General features: G+C 67.3%; 15 protein-coding genes and 1 riboswitch. Of the genes, 4 read left to right on the top strand and 11 right to left on the bottom strand.

Going from position 1 to position 15,389, the window contains the following annotated elements:
- The first annotated feature begins 48 nt into the window (after window positions 1-48).
- The 4 genes from ASG88_RS00780 to ASG88_RS00765 all read left to right on the top strand — a co-directional run bounded on the left by ASG88_RS00780 (window position 49) and on the right by ASG88_RS00765 (window position 3,168).
- Window positions 49-306 (top strand): hypothetical protein, encoded by a 258-nt coding sequence (locus ASG88_RS00780; protein ID WP_056885504.1) that lies wholly within the window; start codon window positions 49-51, stop codon window positions 304-306.
- A 71-nt stretch (window positions 307-377) separates the two neighbouring features.
- Entirely contained in the window at window positions 378-581 is a 204-nt protein-coding gene (locus ASG88_RS00775) for a hypothetical protein (RefSeq protein ID WP_056885503.1), read from the top strand.
- Between the two features lie 122 nt (window positions 582-703).
- Window positions 704-882, top strand: a riboswitch (cyclic di-AMP (ydaO/yuaA leader).
- An 11-nt stretch (window positions 883-893) separates the two neighbouring features.
- Complete coding sequence (locus ASG88_RS00770) at window positions 894-1,904, top strand: C40 family peptidase (protein ID WP_056885502.1); 1,011 nt, start codon at window positions 894-896, stop codon at window positions 1,902-1,904.
- A gap of 94 nt (window positions 1,905-1,998) precedes the next feature.
- Window positions 1,999-3,168: a hypothetical protein gene (locus tag ASG88_RS00765; protein ID WP_056885501.1), complete on the top strand. Its 1,170-nt coding sequence runs from the start codon at window positions 1,999-2,001 to the stop codon at window positions 3,166-3,168.
- Between the two features lie 278 nt (window positions 3,169-3,446).
- Here ASG88_RS00765 and ASG88_RS24160 read toward each other — a convergent pair whose 3' ends face one another.
- The 11 genes from ASG88_RS24160 to ASG88_RS00715 all read right to left on the bottom strand — a co-directional run bounded on the left by ASG88_RS24160 (window position 3,447) and on the right by ASG88_RS00715 (window position 15,339).
- Window positions 3,447-3,605: a Flp family type IVb pilin gene (locus ASG88_RS24160; RefSeq protein ID WP_082599762.1), complete on the bottom strand. Its 159-nt coding sequence runs from the start codon at window positions 3,603-3,605 to the stop codon at window positions 3,447-3,449.
- 73 nt (window positions 3,606-3,678) lie between these two features.
- The gene (locus ASG88_RS00760) at window positions 3,679-3,852 is read right to left on the bottom strand and encodes a Flp family type IVb pilin (RefSeq protein ID WP_056885500.1); all 174 of its coding nucleotides are present in this window, start codon (window positions 3,850-3,852) and stop codon (window positions 3,679-3,681) included.
- A 276-nt stretch (window positions 3,853-4,128) separates the two neighbouring features.
- Window positions 4,129-4,776, bottom strand: coding sequence for a response regulator transcription factor (locus tag ASG88_RS00755; protein WP_056885499.1), 648 nt, complete (start codon window positions 4,774-4,776; stop codon window positions 4,129-4,131).
- Window positions 4,748-6,322: a sensor histidine kinase gene (locus ASG88_RS00750; protein ID WP_082599760.1), complete on the bottom strand. Its 1,575-nt coding sequence runs from the start codon at window positions 6,320-6,322 to the stop codon at window positions 4,748-4,750. The genes ASG88_RS00755 and ASG88_RS00750 overlap by 29 nt, the downstream gene beginning before the upstream one ends.
- Window positions 6,322-7,266, bottom strand: coding sequence for a type II secretion system F family protein (locus tag ASG88_RS00745; RefSeq protein ID WP_056885497.1), 945 nt, complete (start codon window positions 7,264-7,266; stop codon window positions 6,322-6,324). The genes ASG88_RS00750 and ASG88_RS00745 overlap by 1 nt, the downstream gene beginning before the upstream one ends.
- A 3-nt stretch (window positions 7,267-7,269) precedes the next feature.
- Window positions 7,270-9,165, bottom strand: coding sequence for a type II secretion system F family protein (locus tag ASG88_RS00740; protein WP_162259796.1), 1,896 nt, complete (start codon window positions 9,163-9,165; stop codon window positions 7,270-7,272).
- Window positions 9,166-9,167: 2 nt separating this feature from the next.
- Complete coding sequence (locus ASG88_RS00735) at window positions 9,168-10,628, bottom strand: CpaF family protein (RefSeq protein WP_056885495.1); 1,461 nt, start codon at window positions 10,626-10,628, stop codon at window positions 9,168-9,170.
- A 1-nt stretch (window position 10,629) separates the two neighbouring features.
- Entirely contained in the window at window positions 10,630-11,850 is a 1,221-nt protein-coding gene (locus tag ASG88_RS00730) for an AAA family ATPase (protein WP_056885494.1), read from the bottom strand.
- Complete coding sequence (gene cpaB, locus ASG88_RS00725; RefSeq protein WP_056885493.1) at window positions 11,847-12,620, bottom strand: Flp pilus assembly protein CpaB; 774 nt, start codon at window positions 12,618-12,620, stop codon at window positions 11,847-11,849. Before cpaB ends, ASG88_RS00730 begins: the two co-directional genes overlap by 4 nt.
- Window positions 12,621-12,869: 249 nt before the next feature.
- Entirely contained in the window at window positions 12,870-14,666 is a 1,797-nt protein-coding gene (locus ASG88_RS00720; protein WP_056885492.1) for an AMP-dependent synthetase/ligase, read from the bottom strand.
- Window positions 14,667-14,676: 10 nt separating this feature from the next.
- Window positions 14,677-15,339, bottom strand: a complete 663-nt coding sequence (locus ASG88_RS00715; protein WP_056885491.1) for a methyltransferase family protein — start codon at window positions 15,337-15,339, stop codon at window positions 14,677-14,679.
- Window positions 15,340-15,389: the final 50 nt, after the last annotated feature.

The raw sequence follows: 15,389 nt of genomic DNA, 5'->3' as shown, positions 1-15,389 counted from the left end.
GGCTGCTCCGGTCCGCCCGAAGATCCACGCCCGACCCCTGGAGGCACCGTGCCCGCACAGATCCCCGACGCTACGCACCGCTGGCGCTGCGGAGGCTGCGGCAACCTCACGCGCTTCGACGTCACCCGCACCCGGCGTACGACGGAGTTCTGGCACTTCGACCTCGCCGGCGACCATGTCGTCGAGGAGGAGACCCTGCGAGACGAGAGCGTGGAGACCGTGTCGTGCCGCTGGTGCGGACGCGACGACGCGATCGAGATGGTCGCCCGCAACGAGGCCGGAGTCGACCCGCACGAGCAGGCCTGACGCCGTACGCCGACACGCGGTCGACACTCACGGGCAGACCGTTGTCGGTGGGGCCTGCCACGGTGCGCTGCATGACACGCATCGACTGTGACACCTGTGTGGTCCGCGGCCTGGCCTGCCACGACTGTGTGGTGACCGTGCTGCTCGGACCTCCCCCTGAGCTCACGCTCGACGACGACGAGCGCGCGGCGCTCGCCATACTCGCTCAGGGCGGGCTCGTCCCGCCGCTCCGTCTCGTCGAGCCGGTGGCGGGGCCGGTGGTCGAGTCCGCCTGACCGCTGTGTTCGACCTCACACGCACGACACGTTTCAACTCTGTGGACCAGGGATTGGCCGGTGCCCACCGCCCGGTCTACAGTGTCCGCTGGTGTGCGTGGCAATGGGCCACACGGGTCCATGCGCAGACCGCGTCTAATCCACACGCCACCGGTGCGAGCCGGGGGTGCCAGGAGCCGGGGAACCACGTCCCACCTGGGGTGAATCGGCCTCGAGAACAGCCACCGCTGTGGAGGGGTCGTAGGGCATGTCGTTGCCCGAACCCGTCAGCTCACCCGGTAGACGTGACGACAGCGAAGGACCCCCCGCCTCGTGACGTACGACCGCAAGCGACTCGGCAGCGCCCTGCTGGGAATCACGGCCATCGCCGCCATCGGCTTCGTCCCCGCATCTCCCGCTCAGGCCGAGCCGGAAATTGCGGACGTCAAGGAGCGCGTCGAACGCCTCTACCACGAGGCCGAGCAGGCGCAGGAGCGTTACAACGACGCGAAGCTCGACCTGACCGAGCTGCGCCGCGAGCTCGGCTCCCTCCGCGCCGACGAGCGCCGCCAGGACGCCCGCCTCGAGGCCGTCCGCGCGCAGGTCACCGACTCCGTCCGCCGCCAGTACGAGGGCGAGAGCATCTCCACTGTTGGCCAGGTCGTCGTCTCCAACGACCCCGCTGCCTTCCTCGGCCAGCTGTCGACCATGTCGTCGTTCAGCCAGCTCCAGGACTCCCTCTTCACCGACTACTCGACCGAGGTCGAGGCCCTCACGCTGCGTGAGGAGGCCACGGCCGACCGCGCCTCCGACATCGCCGCCACCACCGCGCAACTCGCCGAGGAAAAGGACGCCGTCGAGTCCAAGCTCGACGAGGCCAAGGAGCTCCTCGCCACCCTCGAGGAGGAGGAGCGCGAGCGCCTCCTGGCCACCTCGAACGAGACCACGTCGCGCTCGACCAGCGCCACCCGGATGCCGGCCTCCGTCCCCGCCTCGGGTCGTGCCGCCGCCGCCGTCAGCTACGCCATGGCCCAGGTCGGCGACGCCTACGTCTACGGCGCGACCGGCGACAGCGCCTTCGACTGCTCCGGCCTCACCATGCGCGCCTGGGGCGCCGCCGGTGTCGGCCTCCCGCACTCGTCGAGCGCGCAGTACGGCTCGGGCGCGCACATCGCCGCCAGCGCCCTGCAGCCCGGCGACCTCGTCTTCTACTACAGCCCGATCAGCCACGTCGGCATGTACATCGGCAACGGCATGATCGTGCACGCCGCCAACCCGAGCACCGGCGTCCAGGTCACGGGTCTCTACTCGATGCCGTACGTCGGTGCGGTCCGCCCTGGCTGATCGCCCGACCCCGAGGACCGGTCGCCCACGCTGGTGGGTGGCCGGTCTTTCGTTGTTCACGGGGCTGTTGGTCCTTGCCGTTCTCCTGGTCTGGATGCGCGACGACACGCACCGCGTCACTCCAGGCAGCGTCGTCGCGGCAGGTCCACGTCCGGGCGCTGCGGCCTCGACCCTCCATCTCCTCGAGGAGGCGGTCGAGTCGCACGACCCCAAGGCCGCGCGAGCGCTGGCTCCCGCGGGCGATGCCGCGGCCGCCACGTTGATGGGCTCGGTTGCCGACAACGCCGGCGCGCTCGACGTCGTCGACTTCTCGGCGCGCTACGTTGACGAGACCGGCGCCGGCGCCGGTGCCGATGACAGTTCGTGGACGGCGCAGGTGGTCCTGACCTGGGGCTTCGAGGGGTTCGACCGCGAGCCCGCGTCCGCGGAGGTCGCGGTGACCTTCGTGCCGGACGGGGAGACGGTGGCGATCCGCCGCTTCGGCGGCGTCGGTGACGGCATCGAGCCGCTCTGGCTCCAGGGTCCTCTGGACGTACGCCGCTCCGACGAGGCGCTGGTGATGGTTGCGTCGTCACGACCGGGTGCGGCGCGCGAGGCGGCGACGTACGCCCGGCGGGTTGCCCGCGGCACCGTCGTGGTGCGGCGCGTGCTGCCGGACTGGCAGCCGTCGGCCGTCATCGAGGTGCCGGCGTCGGCGGCGGCCTTGGACACCACCCTGGACGCCGCCGAGGGCACGTACGCCGGCATCGCTGCAGTGACCACCACCGTGGACGGGTCGGGGAGCCCCGACGCTCCCGTCCATGTCTTCGTCAACCCGGACGTGACGCGCGGGCTCCGCGGTGCCGGCGCCCAGGTCGTGATGAGCCACGAGCTCGTGCACGTGGCCACCGATGCTGCGACCAGCGCAGTGGACCTGTGGCTGCTGGAGGGCTTCGCCGACTACGTCGCGCTGCGCGACGTAACGCTCCCGCTATCCACGACCGCCGCGCGGGCGATCGAGCAGGTGCGTCGTGATGGTGCACCTCGTCAGCTGCCCGGACCGGCGGAGTTCGACACCCGGGCCACGGACCTCGAGGCGGCCTACGAGCTGGCCTGGCTCGCCTGCGCCACGCTGGCCGACGAGGTGGGTGAGCGGGCGCTGCTGGATGTCTACCGTCGCGCCTCCAATGGCACGCCGATGGAAGATGCGCTGCGTCGACACGGCACCACCGTCGAGGCGCTCATCGAGCAGTGGCGGGACCGACTGGCATCGCTGTCGTCGTGACCGGGCGCGACTGACGTCGCGGCGGAGCTTTGCGCTGGGACCTTGCTCACGAGCTCGGTCCGGGCCGGGATCAGCCGGCAAATCGAGACCCGGGCATGACGTTGCCGCACTCGCGGCGACGGGATAGGCGGGGATACTCATGGAGATGCAGCGCTGGTTGGCGCTGGAGGCAATCTTCGGCCCCGGTCACCGGGGCGGTCGCAGCGGTAGTGAGGAGCCGCCCGACGGTGCGTGAGCGGATGGCTCTCAAGTCGCATCAACTCGTCAGGGGAACATGGTCAAAAGCCAGCCATAACGGGACCAAAGAGGGTAGCCACCTGTGCTCCGAACAGCCGAACGCTGCCTGCAACGACCACAGCAATCATGGTAACCATGAGGGCGTACTCGACGGCTGTAGCTCCATGCTCGACGCGTACGCGTCGCTGAAGGCGTTTCATGCTGCTCCTCGTTTAAAGACATCTGGCCGGCGCCGCAGGACTGCGACGCCGGCCTGATGAGAGATACTTGGACTCAGAGAGCGCCCGTGACCTGCTGGAAGAGTCCGTCGAGACCGGTGCCGAGGGCCCGGACGGTGACGATGATGGCGACGGCGATGAGAGCGACCATCAGGCCGTACTCGACCGCGGTGGCGCCCTTCTCCTCGTCGCGGTGAGCGTTGAGCATGATGGTGAGGAACTGGATCATGGTGATACCCCTGGTTCGTGAAGGATGGGTCCGAAGGTGTCCGAGCCCCATGTGGACCCGTCAAGAAGAATCATGGTCCGTTGCCAGTCCCCGCGGATCGGGTGATCGGCCGTAGGTCGCTAGTTCCATGTGACTAGTGCCCCACCACCCTCCGGAACGCGCGGATGACCCGCTGGGGCGGCTCTTCCGGAACCCGCCCGGAAGGGGCCCGGGAATGGTAATGGCGCCCGTCTCCCGGGAGGGATCGGGGCGCCTTGGGCGAGCCGGCTAAGGCCGTCAGAACCGTTGCGGGGACAGGTGGTCGAGGAGTCCCATGCGCATCGCCGTCACGAGGGCCTGGGCCCGGTTGGCCGCACCCAGCTTCTGGTAGATGTGGGTGATGTGCGTCTTGGCCGTGGACTCGCTCAGGTAGAGGCGACCGGCGATCTCCCCGGTCCCGAGGCCGTCGGCGAGGAGCGCCAGCACCTCCTCCTCCCGGCCGGAGAGCTTGGGGGTGACGGGCGCCGAGGCGCGGCGCATCATGGCCGCGCTCAGTCCCGAGCAGAGGAAGGTACGCGGTGCCACCGCGGCGTGCTTCGCCGCGCTGATGACCTCGGCCGCCCGGCTGTCCTTGCCCACGAAGCCCGACGCACCCGCCTCCATGGCCGCGAATATCTGGTCGTCGCCGGCGTGCATGGTGAGGACCACGACACCGGTCGTATCGCTCAACTCGCGCACGGATCGGACTATCTCGAGGCCGTGCCCGTCGGGCAGCTGCAGATCGGTCACGACGACGTCGGGAAGGAGATCCGCGTACGCCTGTCGTGCCTCGGCCACGTTGCCGGCCTGGCCGATCACGGTCATGTCCTGGTCGCGCTCGAAGGCGCGGGCCAGGCCCTGGCGGATCAGCTCGTGGTCATCGACGAGCAGGACTGTGGTGCTCATGTGAGCGGTTCCCTTCGGGGGAGGCGGGCTGTCGGGTCTGGAGGCAGACGACGGTGCCACCGTCATGCCGGGACGAGATGCGCAGGTCGGCACCGATGGTGGCCGCTCGCTCGCGCATGGTCTGGAGGCCCCAGTGGCGGTCCTTGGGCGCGGCGTTGCCCACCCCGTCGTCCTCCACCTCGAGTCGCACGCACGACCCGTCGGATACCAGGGTGACCCAGAGGTTCGACGCGCGGGCGTGGCGGCGGACGTTGCCGATGGCCTCCTGGGCGATGCGAAGGAGCTCCATCTCGGTGCGGGAGGGCAGCGCCGGCCCGGACTCGTCGAGGAGCAGGTGGACCCGGAGCTCCGTGCCATGGCTCACCTCCCGGACGTACTCCGCCAGTGCGCCGGAGAGGCGATGCTCGGCGATCTGGTGACGCAGGTCGAAGATGGAGAAGCGCAGCTCGGTCACGACCCGGCTGATCTCCTCGCGCAGCGAGGCGGCCAGCTGCTGCGTTTCGGGCTGGTCGGAGGCGGCTTCGATCTCGTCCACGATGTAGCCGAGCGCGACGATCTCCTGGGCCACCCCGTCGTGCATCTCGCGCGCGATCCGGTTGCGCTCCTCCGCGGTCGCCATGAGGCGCACGTCGTCGAACAGCACCGCGGTGTCGAGGCGGAGAACGAACTCGTCCGCCACGGACTGCGCGCGGGCTCTCAGCTCGTCCGTCCAACCGGCCTCGCGCACCAGGACGACGGAACCCAAGCGCTGCTCACCGCCGTGTAGCCACACAGTCTCGATGTGCGGGTCGCCGTCAGGTCCGTGTGCGGCTTGCGTCAGGACCTGGTCGCCGTACGACGAGAGCAAGTCGGGGTCGGACCGCCGACCGTGGACGAAGACGGCAGACCTGTCGGCGCCGGTGGCGGCGCGCAGGGCGGTCTCGAGCTCTCCGGCGAGCTGCACACTGTCGAGACCGACGGACCCGTGACTGGCGAGGGCGTGCAACTGAGACACGAGCTGGTTGGCGGTGACGTACGGCGCCCTGCGCGCCTCGATGTCTCTCATCGACCGGGATTGCCAGCTAGCAAGAAGTCCGACCCCCATGCCAATGACCATCCACGGCGTGGACTCGAGCACCCGCTCGCTCCTCACGCCAGTGTCTGCGGTGAGAGCGAGCGTTGCGAGGGTGGTCACGCCGGTAACAAAGGCGGCGTTCACCGTGGTGACCCAACCGTGGCGTACTCCTGCGGCGATCGGGGGCACGGCCAGATAGACCAGGAGGCTCGGCTGCATGGGAGCACTGGCGAGAAGTACAGCCACAAGGAAGGCTTCACCGATCGGGATCCAAGGGCGGCTGTGGCTTGTGACGTTCCACTCCAGGGCCGTCGACACTGCACCAATCACGACCAGAGTGACCAGCAGCGGCGCGGCCTCCGTGGCCGATTCTTCGCCCAAAACGGTGCCCGCAATGAGCGCGAGCGCGAATGCTCGTGCTGCAGTGGTCACCCGCCAAGGCGTCAACGAAGGGGACGTTGCCGCACCGTCTGGCGGCGCCTTGGGACGCATCAGTTGTTGGTGCTGGCGAAGGTGTCGGCGATCTGGATTCCAGCAGGCCCAAGGATGACAATAAAGAGACAAGGAAGAATGAAGAGGACGAGTGGGATCATGATCCGAACAGGCACCTGCTGAGCTTGTTCCTCCGCCCGCTGGCGACGTTTGGTCCGCATCTCCGAACTCTGGATGCGAAGCACCCGACCGATCGGGATGCCGAGGCTGTCTGCCTGGACCATTGCAAGGCAAAAGGACTTGAGGTCAGCCAGCGACGAGCGCTCAGCCATGGCACGCATGGCCTCCGTGCGCCCGACACCGATCTGCATCTCCTGGAGGAGTCGTGCGAACTCCTGGGAGAGCGGGCCTTCGGTGTTCTTTGCGACCCTGCCCACCGCCGAGTCGAAACCGAGACCGGCCTCGACGGAGACCGTTAGCAAATCGATCGCGTCCGGTAGCGAATTGCGCATCAGCTTCTCGCGCTTGACCCCGGCGTTGTACAAAAGGACGTTAGGGAGGACGTACCCGGCTCCCCCTGCCGCGACCGTGGCCAACAGGACTCGATAGGTGGGCCAAGTGCCGCCGATGAGATACATGAAGGCCAAAGCGGCAACAACGCCCATCCCCAGAACCTTGAGGCCCATGATGCGATTGACGTCCCATGCAGGTGGGTTGCCTGCTATATCGAGGCGGTGCTGCAGTTTCTGGGCCGTATCGGCGCGCGCCATCTTGCGGCCAGTGTTGACGAATCGATCGCCCAACGGACCGAGGACACGTTCTGAGAAAGGGCGCTCCAACTCGTCCTTAAGGATGCTGGGCGCGGAGTCGAGAGCCTGAATCGCTGCAACCGACCGAGCAACGCCGCGCCGCTCACTGGTGACGACCCCGATAAGGGAGAGGGACAAGGCCAAGGCTACAAAGATCAAGCCGCCGCCCAGGAGGAGGAACATAGTGCTGGTCATCTCTCAAACCTCCACTTGGGCCAACTTGTACATGGCAAAAGTCCCGATCATGAGCAAGCATGCGGCGGCGATCAACATCACAACACCGATACCCGTTGTGTACAAAACAGCAAGGTACTCGGGGTTGACGAAGTACATGTACAAGCCGATGACCGGCGGAAGACCCGTGAGGATGTAGCCGGACAGTCGACCCTCGGCGCTGAGGGCCCTCACCTGACGCCGCAGATACTCGCGCTCGCGCAAGGTGTCAGCAACCGTGTGCAGAATCTCGGCAAGATTGCCACCGACCTCACGTTGGATTCGGATGGCCATGACAACCCACTCGAAGTCTTCGCTTTCCATCCGTTGCCCGACGCCGTCAAGGGCCTCGGTTAGGTCCACGCCGAGGCGCTGTTCGATCAATGCACGCTTGAGCTCCCCAGCCATGGGCTCGTGACCTTCGCGGACCACGCTGTCCACTGCTTGGGGCAGCGAGAGCCCCGCTTGGAGTCCACCGGCCATGAGGCCAAGAGTCTGCGCCAGTTGTCCGTTAAAGGCACCCAGACGGCGACGGTGACGCCACTTGAGGTAAAGCCAGGGAAGGATCAAACCAGCCAGCAGACCGGCCGATGCCAGTGGGACCCCGCTCATTAGAAACCCGAAGAGCCCGGCACCAACTGCGAGGCCAGCGTGTAGCAGTACCCACTCGGCGGCAGTGAGTGCGGACCCTGCTCCCGCCAAACGTTGCGATATGCGGGTCTCGAGGTCGGCATTAACGACCTTCGAGGTGATAGCGACCGCAGAGTCCTTGAGATCCGTCGATCCCGACGCGGCGGATCGGCGTCGGCCACCCCGACTATCAGGGCCCTCAAGGTAGGCGTCGAGTCGTCGTTCAGCGGATGACTTGCCAGGTGACGACAGCACGGTGCCAAGCAATCCCACCAGCCCGAGGAAAACCGCGCCGACGCCGAGCAGCATAAGTGGCCGACTAACAAGAGCCTTTCCGTGCTCCACCACCTGTACGCCCGCGTCAGCCGATTCGAGGGCCACGAAGGCAGAGTCAACGTAGGAATTCTCGCCGGCTAGGACGCTGGTCGTGATTGTCGCTTCGCCAGAGACATCAGCGGGCGAGTCGAAAGACACGAGGAGCTGTTGGGCGAGGGCGTCCGCCTGGGCGGTGAACACGGAGCCCAGCGCCGCCGGATCTGCCGGGATGACCGCGCCGCCGGTGTCGTCCGCAATGCTGGACAGTCCCTCGGCCCTGCCTGTGCTGCCAATCGACACGACATCGACGACGACACCGGAGTCGATGGCGTCGTTGATGGCGACATCGAGGGTGGAGTCGCTGGAGGTGTCGGCGCCGTCGGAGAGGACGAGCAACGAGCGAGATCCATCGTCGCCCACGACCTCGACGCCTTCGCGCATAGCGTCGTAGACGCTGGTGCCCTTCTCCAGGGTCACCGTGTCCAGAGCGGCCGCGACGGACGCGTGGTCCGTGGTGGGGCTAATCGACTCGACCACGTCGCCGGCGAAGGTGACCAGGCCGATGGCGACGTCCTCCGGGGCTGCGTCCAGGTAAGCACCCACCGCGGTGACGGCCGCCTCGAACTTGCCGTTGTTGGCCATGCTGTTGCTGGCGTCGAGGACGAGGACAGCGGACCGCTGGATGTCTCCTGCGGCGACGGTCTTGGCTCGCGAGGAGACCTCTCGGCCGTCCACCTCGACGACCACGGTCGACGGATCGACCGTGCCGTCCGGGATGCCGTCGACCGACAGCACCATCGAGACCGTGCCGTCCGTGGTCTCGACGTGGTCGATGGTGATCTCGTCCTCGGCATGGGCCGGCGCGGCGTACGCCAGCGTGCAGAACGCGGTCAGTAGGAAGGGGGCGACGACGCGACGCGTCCGAGATCGCGGCATCATCACAGTCCGCCACCGCTGGCGAAGACCGCAGGGTCTACGTGCACGCCGTGGTCCGTGAGGCGCTCGAGGAAGCGCGGCCGCAGGCCCATGGATTTGAGGCCGCCCTTGAACTTACCGTTCTCGTCCACGCCGGCGGCATAGTCAAAGAGGAAGACGTCCTGGGTGGTGATGATGTCGCCCTCCATGCCCACGATCTCGGTGATGGCCGTGATGCGGCGGGTGCCGTCCTTGAGACGGGTCTGCTGGATGATGAGGTCGACCGCACTGGCCACCTGCTCACGGATCGCGCGGACCGGCAGGTCCATGCCCGCCATGAGCACCATGGTTTCGAGACGAGACAGTGCGTCGCGAGGGGTGTTTGCGTGGAGCGTCGAGATGGATCCGTCGTGACCGGTGTTCATGGCCTGGAGCATGTCGAGCGCCGCTGCGTCACGGATCTCGCCCACGACCACGCGGTCGGGGCGCATGCGCAGCGAGTTCTTGACCAGGTCACGGATGGTGACCGCTCCCTTGCCCTCGATATTGGCGGGACGAGACTCCAGCCGTAGCACGTGATCCTGGTGTAGGCGGAGCTCAGCCGCGTCCTCGATGGTGACGATCCGCTCGTCCTCCGGGATGAACGACGACAGCACGTTGAGGGTGGTGGTCTTCCCTGCACCCGTACCGCCGGACACCAGGATGTTGAGACGACCGCGCACGCAGCCCTCGAGCAGGTTGGCCGAGGGACGGGTGAGGGACCCGAAGTTGATGAGGTCCTCGACCGTGTAGGGGTCCTCGGAGAACTTGCGGATGGTGAGCTTGGAGCCGTCCAGAGCCAACGGCGGGATGATGGCATTGACCCGGCTGCCGTCCGGAAGACGGGCGTCGCACATGGGGCTCGTCTCGTCGACGCGTCGACCGATCTTGCTAACGATCTTGTCGATCGTGCGCCGCAGGTGCGCCTCGTCGTTGAATGCCGCCTCGGTCTTGACCAGCTTGCCGCTGCGCTCGATGTAGATGCTGTTGAAGGCGTTGACCATGACCTCGGACAGGTCCGGGTCCCGCAGGAGCGGTTCCAGTGGGCCGTAGCCCAGGATGTCGTCGGCGATCTCTTGCGAGACTCGTGCTCGGTCGGCGCTCGACATCGGCTGGTCTGTCTCTGCCAGCGCTGTCTGCAGCGCGAAGTGCACCTGCTGCTCGAGCTCGGACTGGGTCATGTGCGCGTCGTAGAGCTTGGGGCCAAGGGTCTCGACCAGTCGTGCGTGGACGATCCGCTTTACGTCGCCGAACGGGTCGCGCCCGGATGCTCGCTTGCCCGTCTCAGCGGACGTGCGGGCAGCAAGCGAGGTCCCCGTCGATGCAGGTACGCCAGCGGTAGCCGTTGACTCCGCAGACTTGCTCGGTGTTGCGGATGGGGCGTCCGATGCAGCGCTCTGTGAACGAGAACGCTGAGCTGCTGCAAGCCGGTCGGTCAGACTCATGTCATGCCCTCCTCAGGCGACGACGGGCGCCCTTCTTGCCCGACACGTTGTCGGAACTTACGAACGTTTTGGCGAAGTCGACGATCGCCTTGCTGTTGGGGTGGTTCGGGTAGGCCTTGACGAGCGCCTCACCACGATTGACCGCGGCCAGCACCTCGCGGCTGGACACGAGTGTGGCGTCGGCCTTGAGGCCCAGCGTGGACTCGAACTCAGCCACCGTGAGACCAACCTTGCCGTCCGCTCGGTTGAGGACGAACTTCCACTTCTCCCGGCCGAAGTTGAGGAGGTCCAGGGTGCCCGTCGCGAGCTTTAAGGCCTTGAGTGCCGGGATGTCGAGCGTCCCGACCAGCACGATCGAGTCGGTTCGGTCGAGTGCAGTGAGTGCGTGGTCGTCGAAGACACCCGAGGTGTCCACGACGATGAAGTCGAACATGCCCTTGAGGGTCTCGATCATGAGACCGACGTCAGTTGCGGCGGCGTGGTCGGGCGAGTCGAGACGGACCGGTGCCGCCATCAGGGAGAGGCGGTCGGAGGCAGTCGTTAGGATCGTCGCGAGGGAGTCCTCATCGATCTGACCGTTGAACGCGACCAGGTCGTTGATCGTGCGCGTGGGGTTGAGCTGCAACATGATCGCGACGTCACCACTGTTGACGTCGAGATCCACCAGGCAGACCCGGTGGCCGGCATCGCTCAGGGCGACTCCGAGGTTGGTCGCGACGAGGCTCTTGCCGACGCCGCCCTTCGTGGAGAAGACGGTGATGACCTTGCCCTGCGGAGCATCGGCGGCAGCCTGGGCGGCGGCCTGCGCGGCAGCAGCCTGCGCCATAGCGGCGTTCGCGGCTGCCTTGGCCTCGTCCTCCAGGGTCTGCGAGATCTCCTTGGCCACGCTCCGGGCCCGGTGCACGGCTGTGGTGAGGCCGGCGAGGTCGCGGGCTTCCACGACCTCACGCATGCCGCTGCGCAGAGCGACGGTGAGCGTCTCGCTGTCCACGCCGTGACGGAGCAGGATCACCCCCAGGTCGGGGCGGGTGATACGCGCATTGCGCGCGAAGTCCATCGCGTCGTCGACGGCCACCGACGGGCCGAGCACGACGGCGAACTCGTGGGGGCTGGCCTCGAGGTGGGCCTTCAGCTCGGCCATGCTGGTCGTCGCGGTCGACCCGTGCAGCATGGCGTTCATGATCCCGAGCTGCGCCACGTCGGGCTCGAGGATGGTGGTCACGGGATGTTCCTGAAGGCACCGGGCATGATGTCGGCAGCGCGGACGCCGGCGTTGGCGGAAACCTCGGAGTCACCCGTCAGCAGCGCGAACGAGATGTCACCGTTGCGGTCGGCATAGATGAGCTTCTCGGCATCCTCCTGGTTGACCGCGACGGTGAGGATGGTGCGGGCGACCTGCTCGGTCTCCTCGCCCTCCTCGCTCTTTGTGGTCTTGGCGGCAATGCTGGTGGTGCCGACGCCGACGACCTCGACCTTCGGCAGGAGCAGACCCGTGTACTGGGCGAGCTTCTGCTCCTTGCCGTCCGGCTTGTAGAGCACGGGGTCCGCCGACACGAAGATCGCCACCTCGGAGCCGGGATTGACGAAGCCGGCGACCCGCTCCGGGTCCGTCAGCTCGACGGAGACGGCCAGCTTGTCGTCCGGGATGACCAGGGTGCCGGCGTCGCCGAGGTTGCCGAACTTCTTGGCCAGGATCTGTTCCCCCGGATAGATCGTCCCCACGGCGACGAGGTCGGTGATCGAGCTCGTGCTGGTGAGCGCGCCCTCGACGAGGTCCTCGCGCCGGACCTCGCTCTTCTCGAACTTGCCGGCTTCCTGGGCGGCAGCAACGTCCTCACCGGCGTCGATGACGTCCGTGGCGGTGAGGACTTCCACCAGCTCTTGACCAGCTGTGGCCCGGGCGTCGATGCCCTGGACGTAGAGGACGATCAGGGAAGTGCCGACTAGGGCGATCAAGACGGCGACGATGAGGAGAACTGAACGACGGGCCATGAGGCGATCCTTCGCAGAGCAGTGACCGGGGGTTCTGGGGATGCTCAGGTGTGGTGCCCTGCGGGAGAGGTCCCAGATCCCTTCCCGATGGGCGAATCTAGGTAAAGCCGCTGCGGTGTGTGGGCTAAACCGAACAAACCGCCCAGAGGTGGCCCGGACGCCACCCGAAATGACTACTCAGCACCCACGGCTCGTAGTCCAAGTGGGCGATCCGGAAGAATCGGGAGTGCTGGAGCGCGCTGACTCGCCTCAGCTGAGGTAGAGCGCCTCGACGTCCTCGCGGAACTCGCGCATCACGACGTTGCGCTTGAGCTTGAGGCTGGGCGTCAGGTGCCCGCCCTCCTCGGTCCACTCCTCCTGGAGGATGGTGAACTTGCGGATCGCCTCGGCCCGGGAGACCGCCTTGTTGGCGTCTTCGACGGCCGCCTCGATGGCGGCGTTGAGGTCGGGGTCGTCGAGGAATTGCTCGACATCTCCGGACTTGCCGTGGGTCTCGGCCCAGGCGGGGAACGACTCGCGGTCGATGGTGACGAGCGCTGCGATGAAGGGCTGCCCGTCGCCCACGACCATGCACTGGTCGACGAGCGCGTGGGCTCGCAGGCGGTCCTCCAGCACGGCGGGGGCGACGTTCTTGCCACCCGCGGTCACCAGGATCTCCTTCTTGCGGCCCGTGATGCGGACGAATCCCTCGTCGTCCACCTCGCCGACGTCACCGGTGTGGAACCAGCCCTCGCGCGTGAGCGCATCGTGGGTCGCGTCCTCGTTGCGCCAGTAGCCGGCGAAGACCTGACCCCCGCGGAAGAGCAGCTCGCCGTCGTCGGCCACGCGCACCGACGTGCCGGGGATGGGCCGGCCAACCGTGCCGATCTTCTGGGCCTTGGGCAGGTTGACGGTCACCGCAGCGGTGGTCTCGGTCAGGCCGTAGCCCTCGAGCACCGTCACGCCGATGCCGCGGTAGAAGTGCCCGAGCCGGTCCCCGAGTGGCGCGCCGCCGGACACCGCGTACCGGCAGTTGCCGCCCAAGGCCGTGCGGAGCTTGCCATAGACGAGCCGGTCGAAGATCGCGTGCTGCGCCCTGACCCTCAGGGGGACGCGGCCGCCGTCCTGGGCACGGGACCAAGCGATGGCGGTCTCGGCCGCCCGGTCGAAGATCTTGCCCCGCCCGTCAGCGGTGGCGCGCTGAGAGGCGCTGTTGAATACCTTCTCGAAGACGCGCGGGACCGCGAGGATGAAGGTCGGCTTGAAGACCTCGAGGTCGCCGAGCAGGTTTTTGATGTCGGCACTGTGGCCGAGGCGGACCCGCTTCTTGACCGCGCCGACCTGGATGATGCGGGCGAACACGTGGGCCAGCGGCAGGAACAGCAGGGTCGAAGCGCCCTCGCCGTCAAAGAGGTGGTGCAGCTCGTCGGTTGCGACGCCGAGCTCGAACATGAAGTTGCCGTGGGTGAGCATGCAGCCCTTGGGGCGACCGGTGGTCCCGCTGGTGTAGATCAGCGTGGCGAGGTCGAGGGGAGTGGCGGCCGTACGACGCTCCTCGAGGGCCTCATCGGAGATGTCCTGTCCCAGGCGAGTCAGCACTCCGACGGCGTTGTCGTTGATCGACCACACGTGGTTGAGATCGTCTCCGGCGCCCGACTGCCGCGCTTCGTTCACGCGGGCAAGGTGCTCCTTGCCCTCCGCGACGACGGCCTTGGCGCCCGAGTCGGCCAGGATCCAGCCGATCTGCTCGGTCGAGGAGGTTTCGTAGACGGGGACCGTGGCCGCGCCGGCGAACCAGATGGCGTAGTCGAGAAGCGTCCACTCGTAGCGGGTCTTGGAGATCAGCGCGACCCGGTCACCGGGCTCGATGCCGGCGGCCATGAGGCCCTTGGCGACGGCGCTGACCTCGGTGAGGAACCCGGCCGCCGTGACGTCGGTCCACTCGCCGTCGATCTTGCGGCTGAACACCACGGCGTCGGTGGCCTCGCGGGCGTTAGTGACGACGTCGTCGGTGAGGTTGCCCGTGGCGGGGATCTCGATGGTCAGGGGCGTGGAGAACTCACGCACGGGGAACCTCCTAGCTGCGGCCGAGTGCCGGCACGAGCATAGGGGTGCGGCTCTTGTAGTCGGCGTACCCGGGCAGCTCGCGCGACAACAGCTCCTCCTCCCGGCGCGCCCGCATCACCTGGAAGGTGACGAGCGCCACCATGACGGCCCAGGGCCCGAGACCGGTGGCGGCCAGGCACAGCCCGACCACGTTGATGAGCTCGGCCGCGTACAGCGGGTGACGGACGCGGGCGTAGGGGCCGTGGGTGACCACCTCGCGAGCCTGCGGGACGACGCTGATGTTGGTGCCCAGGGCGCCCAGGGCCCAGAGCATCGCACCGAGGCCCAATGCCAGCACTCCGGCGCCACATAGTGCGAGGAATCCGCCAGCACGGGGGCCTTCGGACACAAGTGGGACGGCGAACGGAGCAGCGGTCCCAAGGAGTGCGATGAGCCACGATGACCAGCGCAGGTCGGTGCGGTTGCTGGGGGAGCGGCGGAGATAGGCCCAGATGAGCAGCGCGTAGAACGCCATCGTAAGGAGACTGTTCAGAACAACGAGCGGGTTGCCGAAGGGCTCGCCGCTGGCGAGCCGCATGACGTTGAGGGTCAGGAGCATTGCGAAGAGGGTCACCGCCACCACCCGACCACTGTCGATGCGCCTGACCGTCGTCTTCTCAAGAGCATGGTCCATGTCGGTCTCCTCGGTGCAGTCGCTTGGCAGCCGAAGAGTACTGGCGCGGA

This window comes from Nocardioides sp. Soil777 (assembly GCF_001428425.1).
GTDB lineage: Bacteria > Actinomycetota > Actinomycetes > Propionibacteriales > Nocardioidaceae > Nocardioides > Nocardioides terrigena.
Note: the sequence above shows the minus strand (reverse complement) of the source record. Positions and strands in the feature narration are given on the sequence as shown.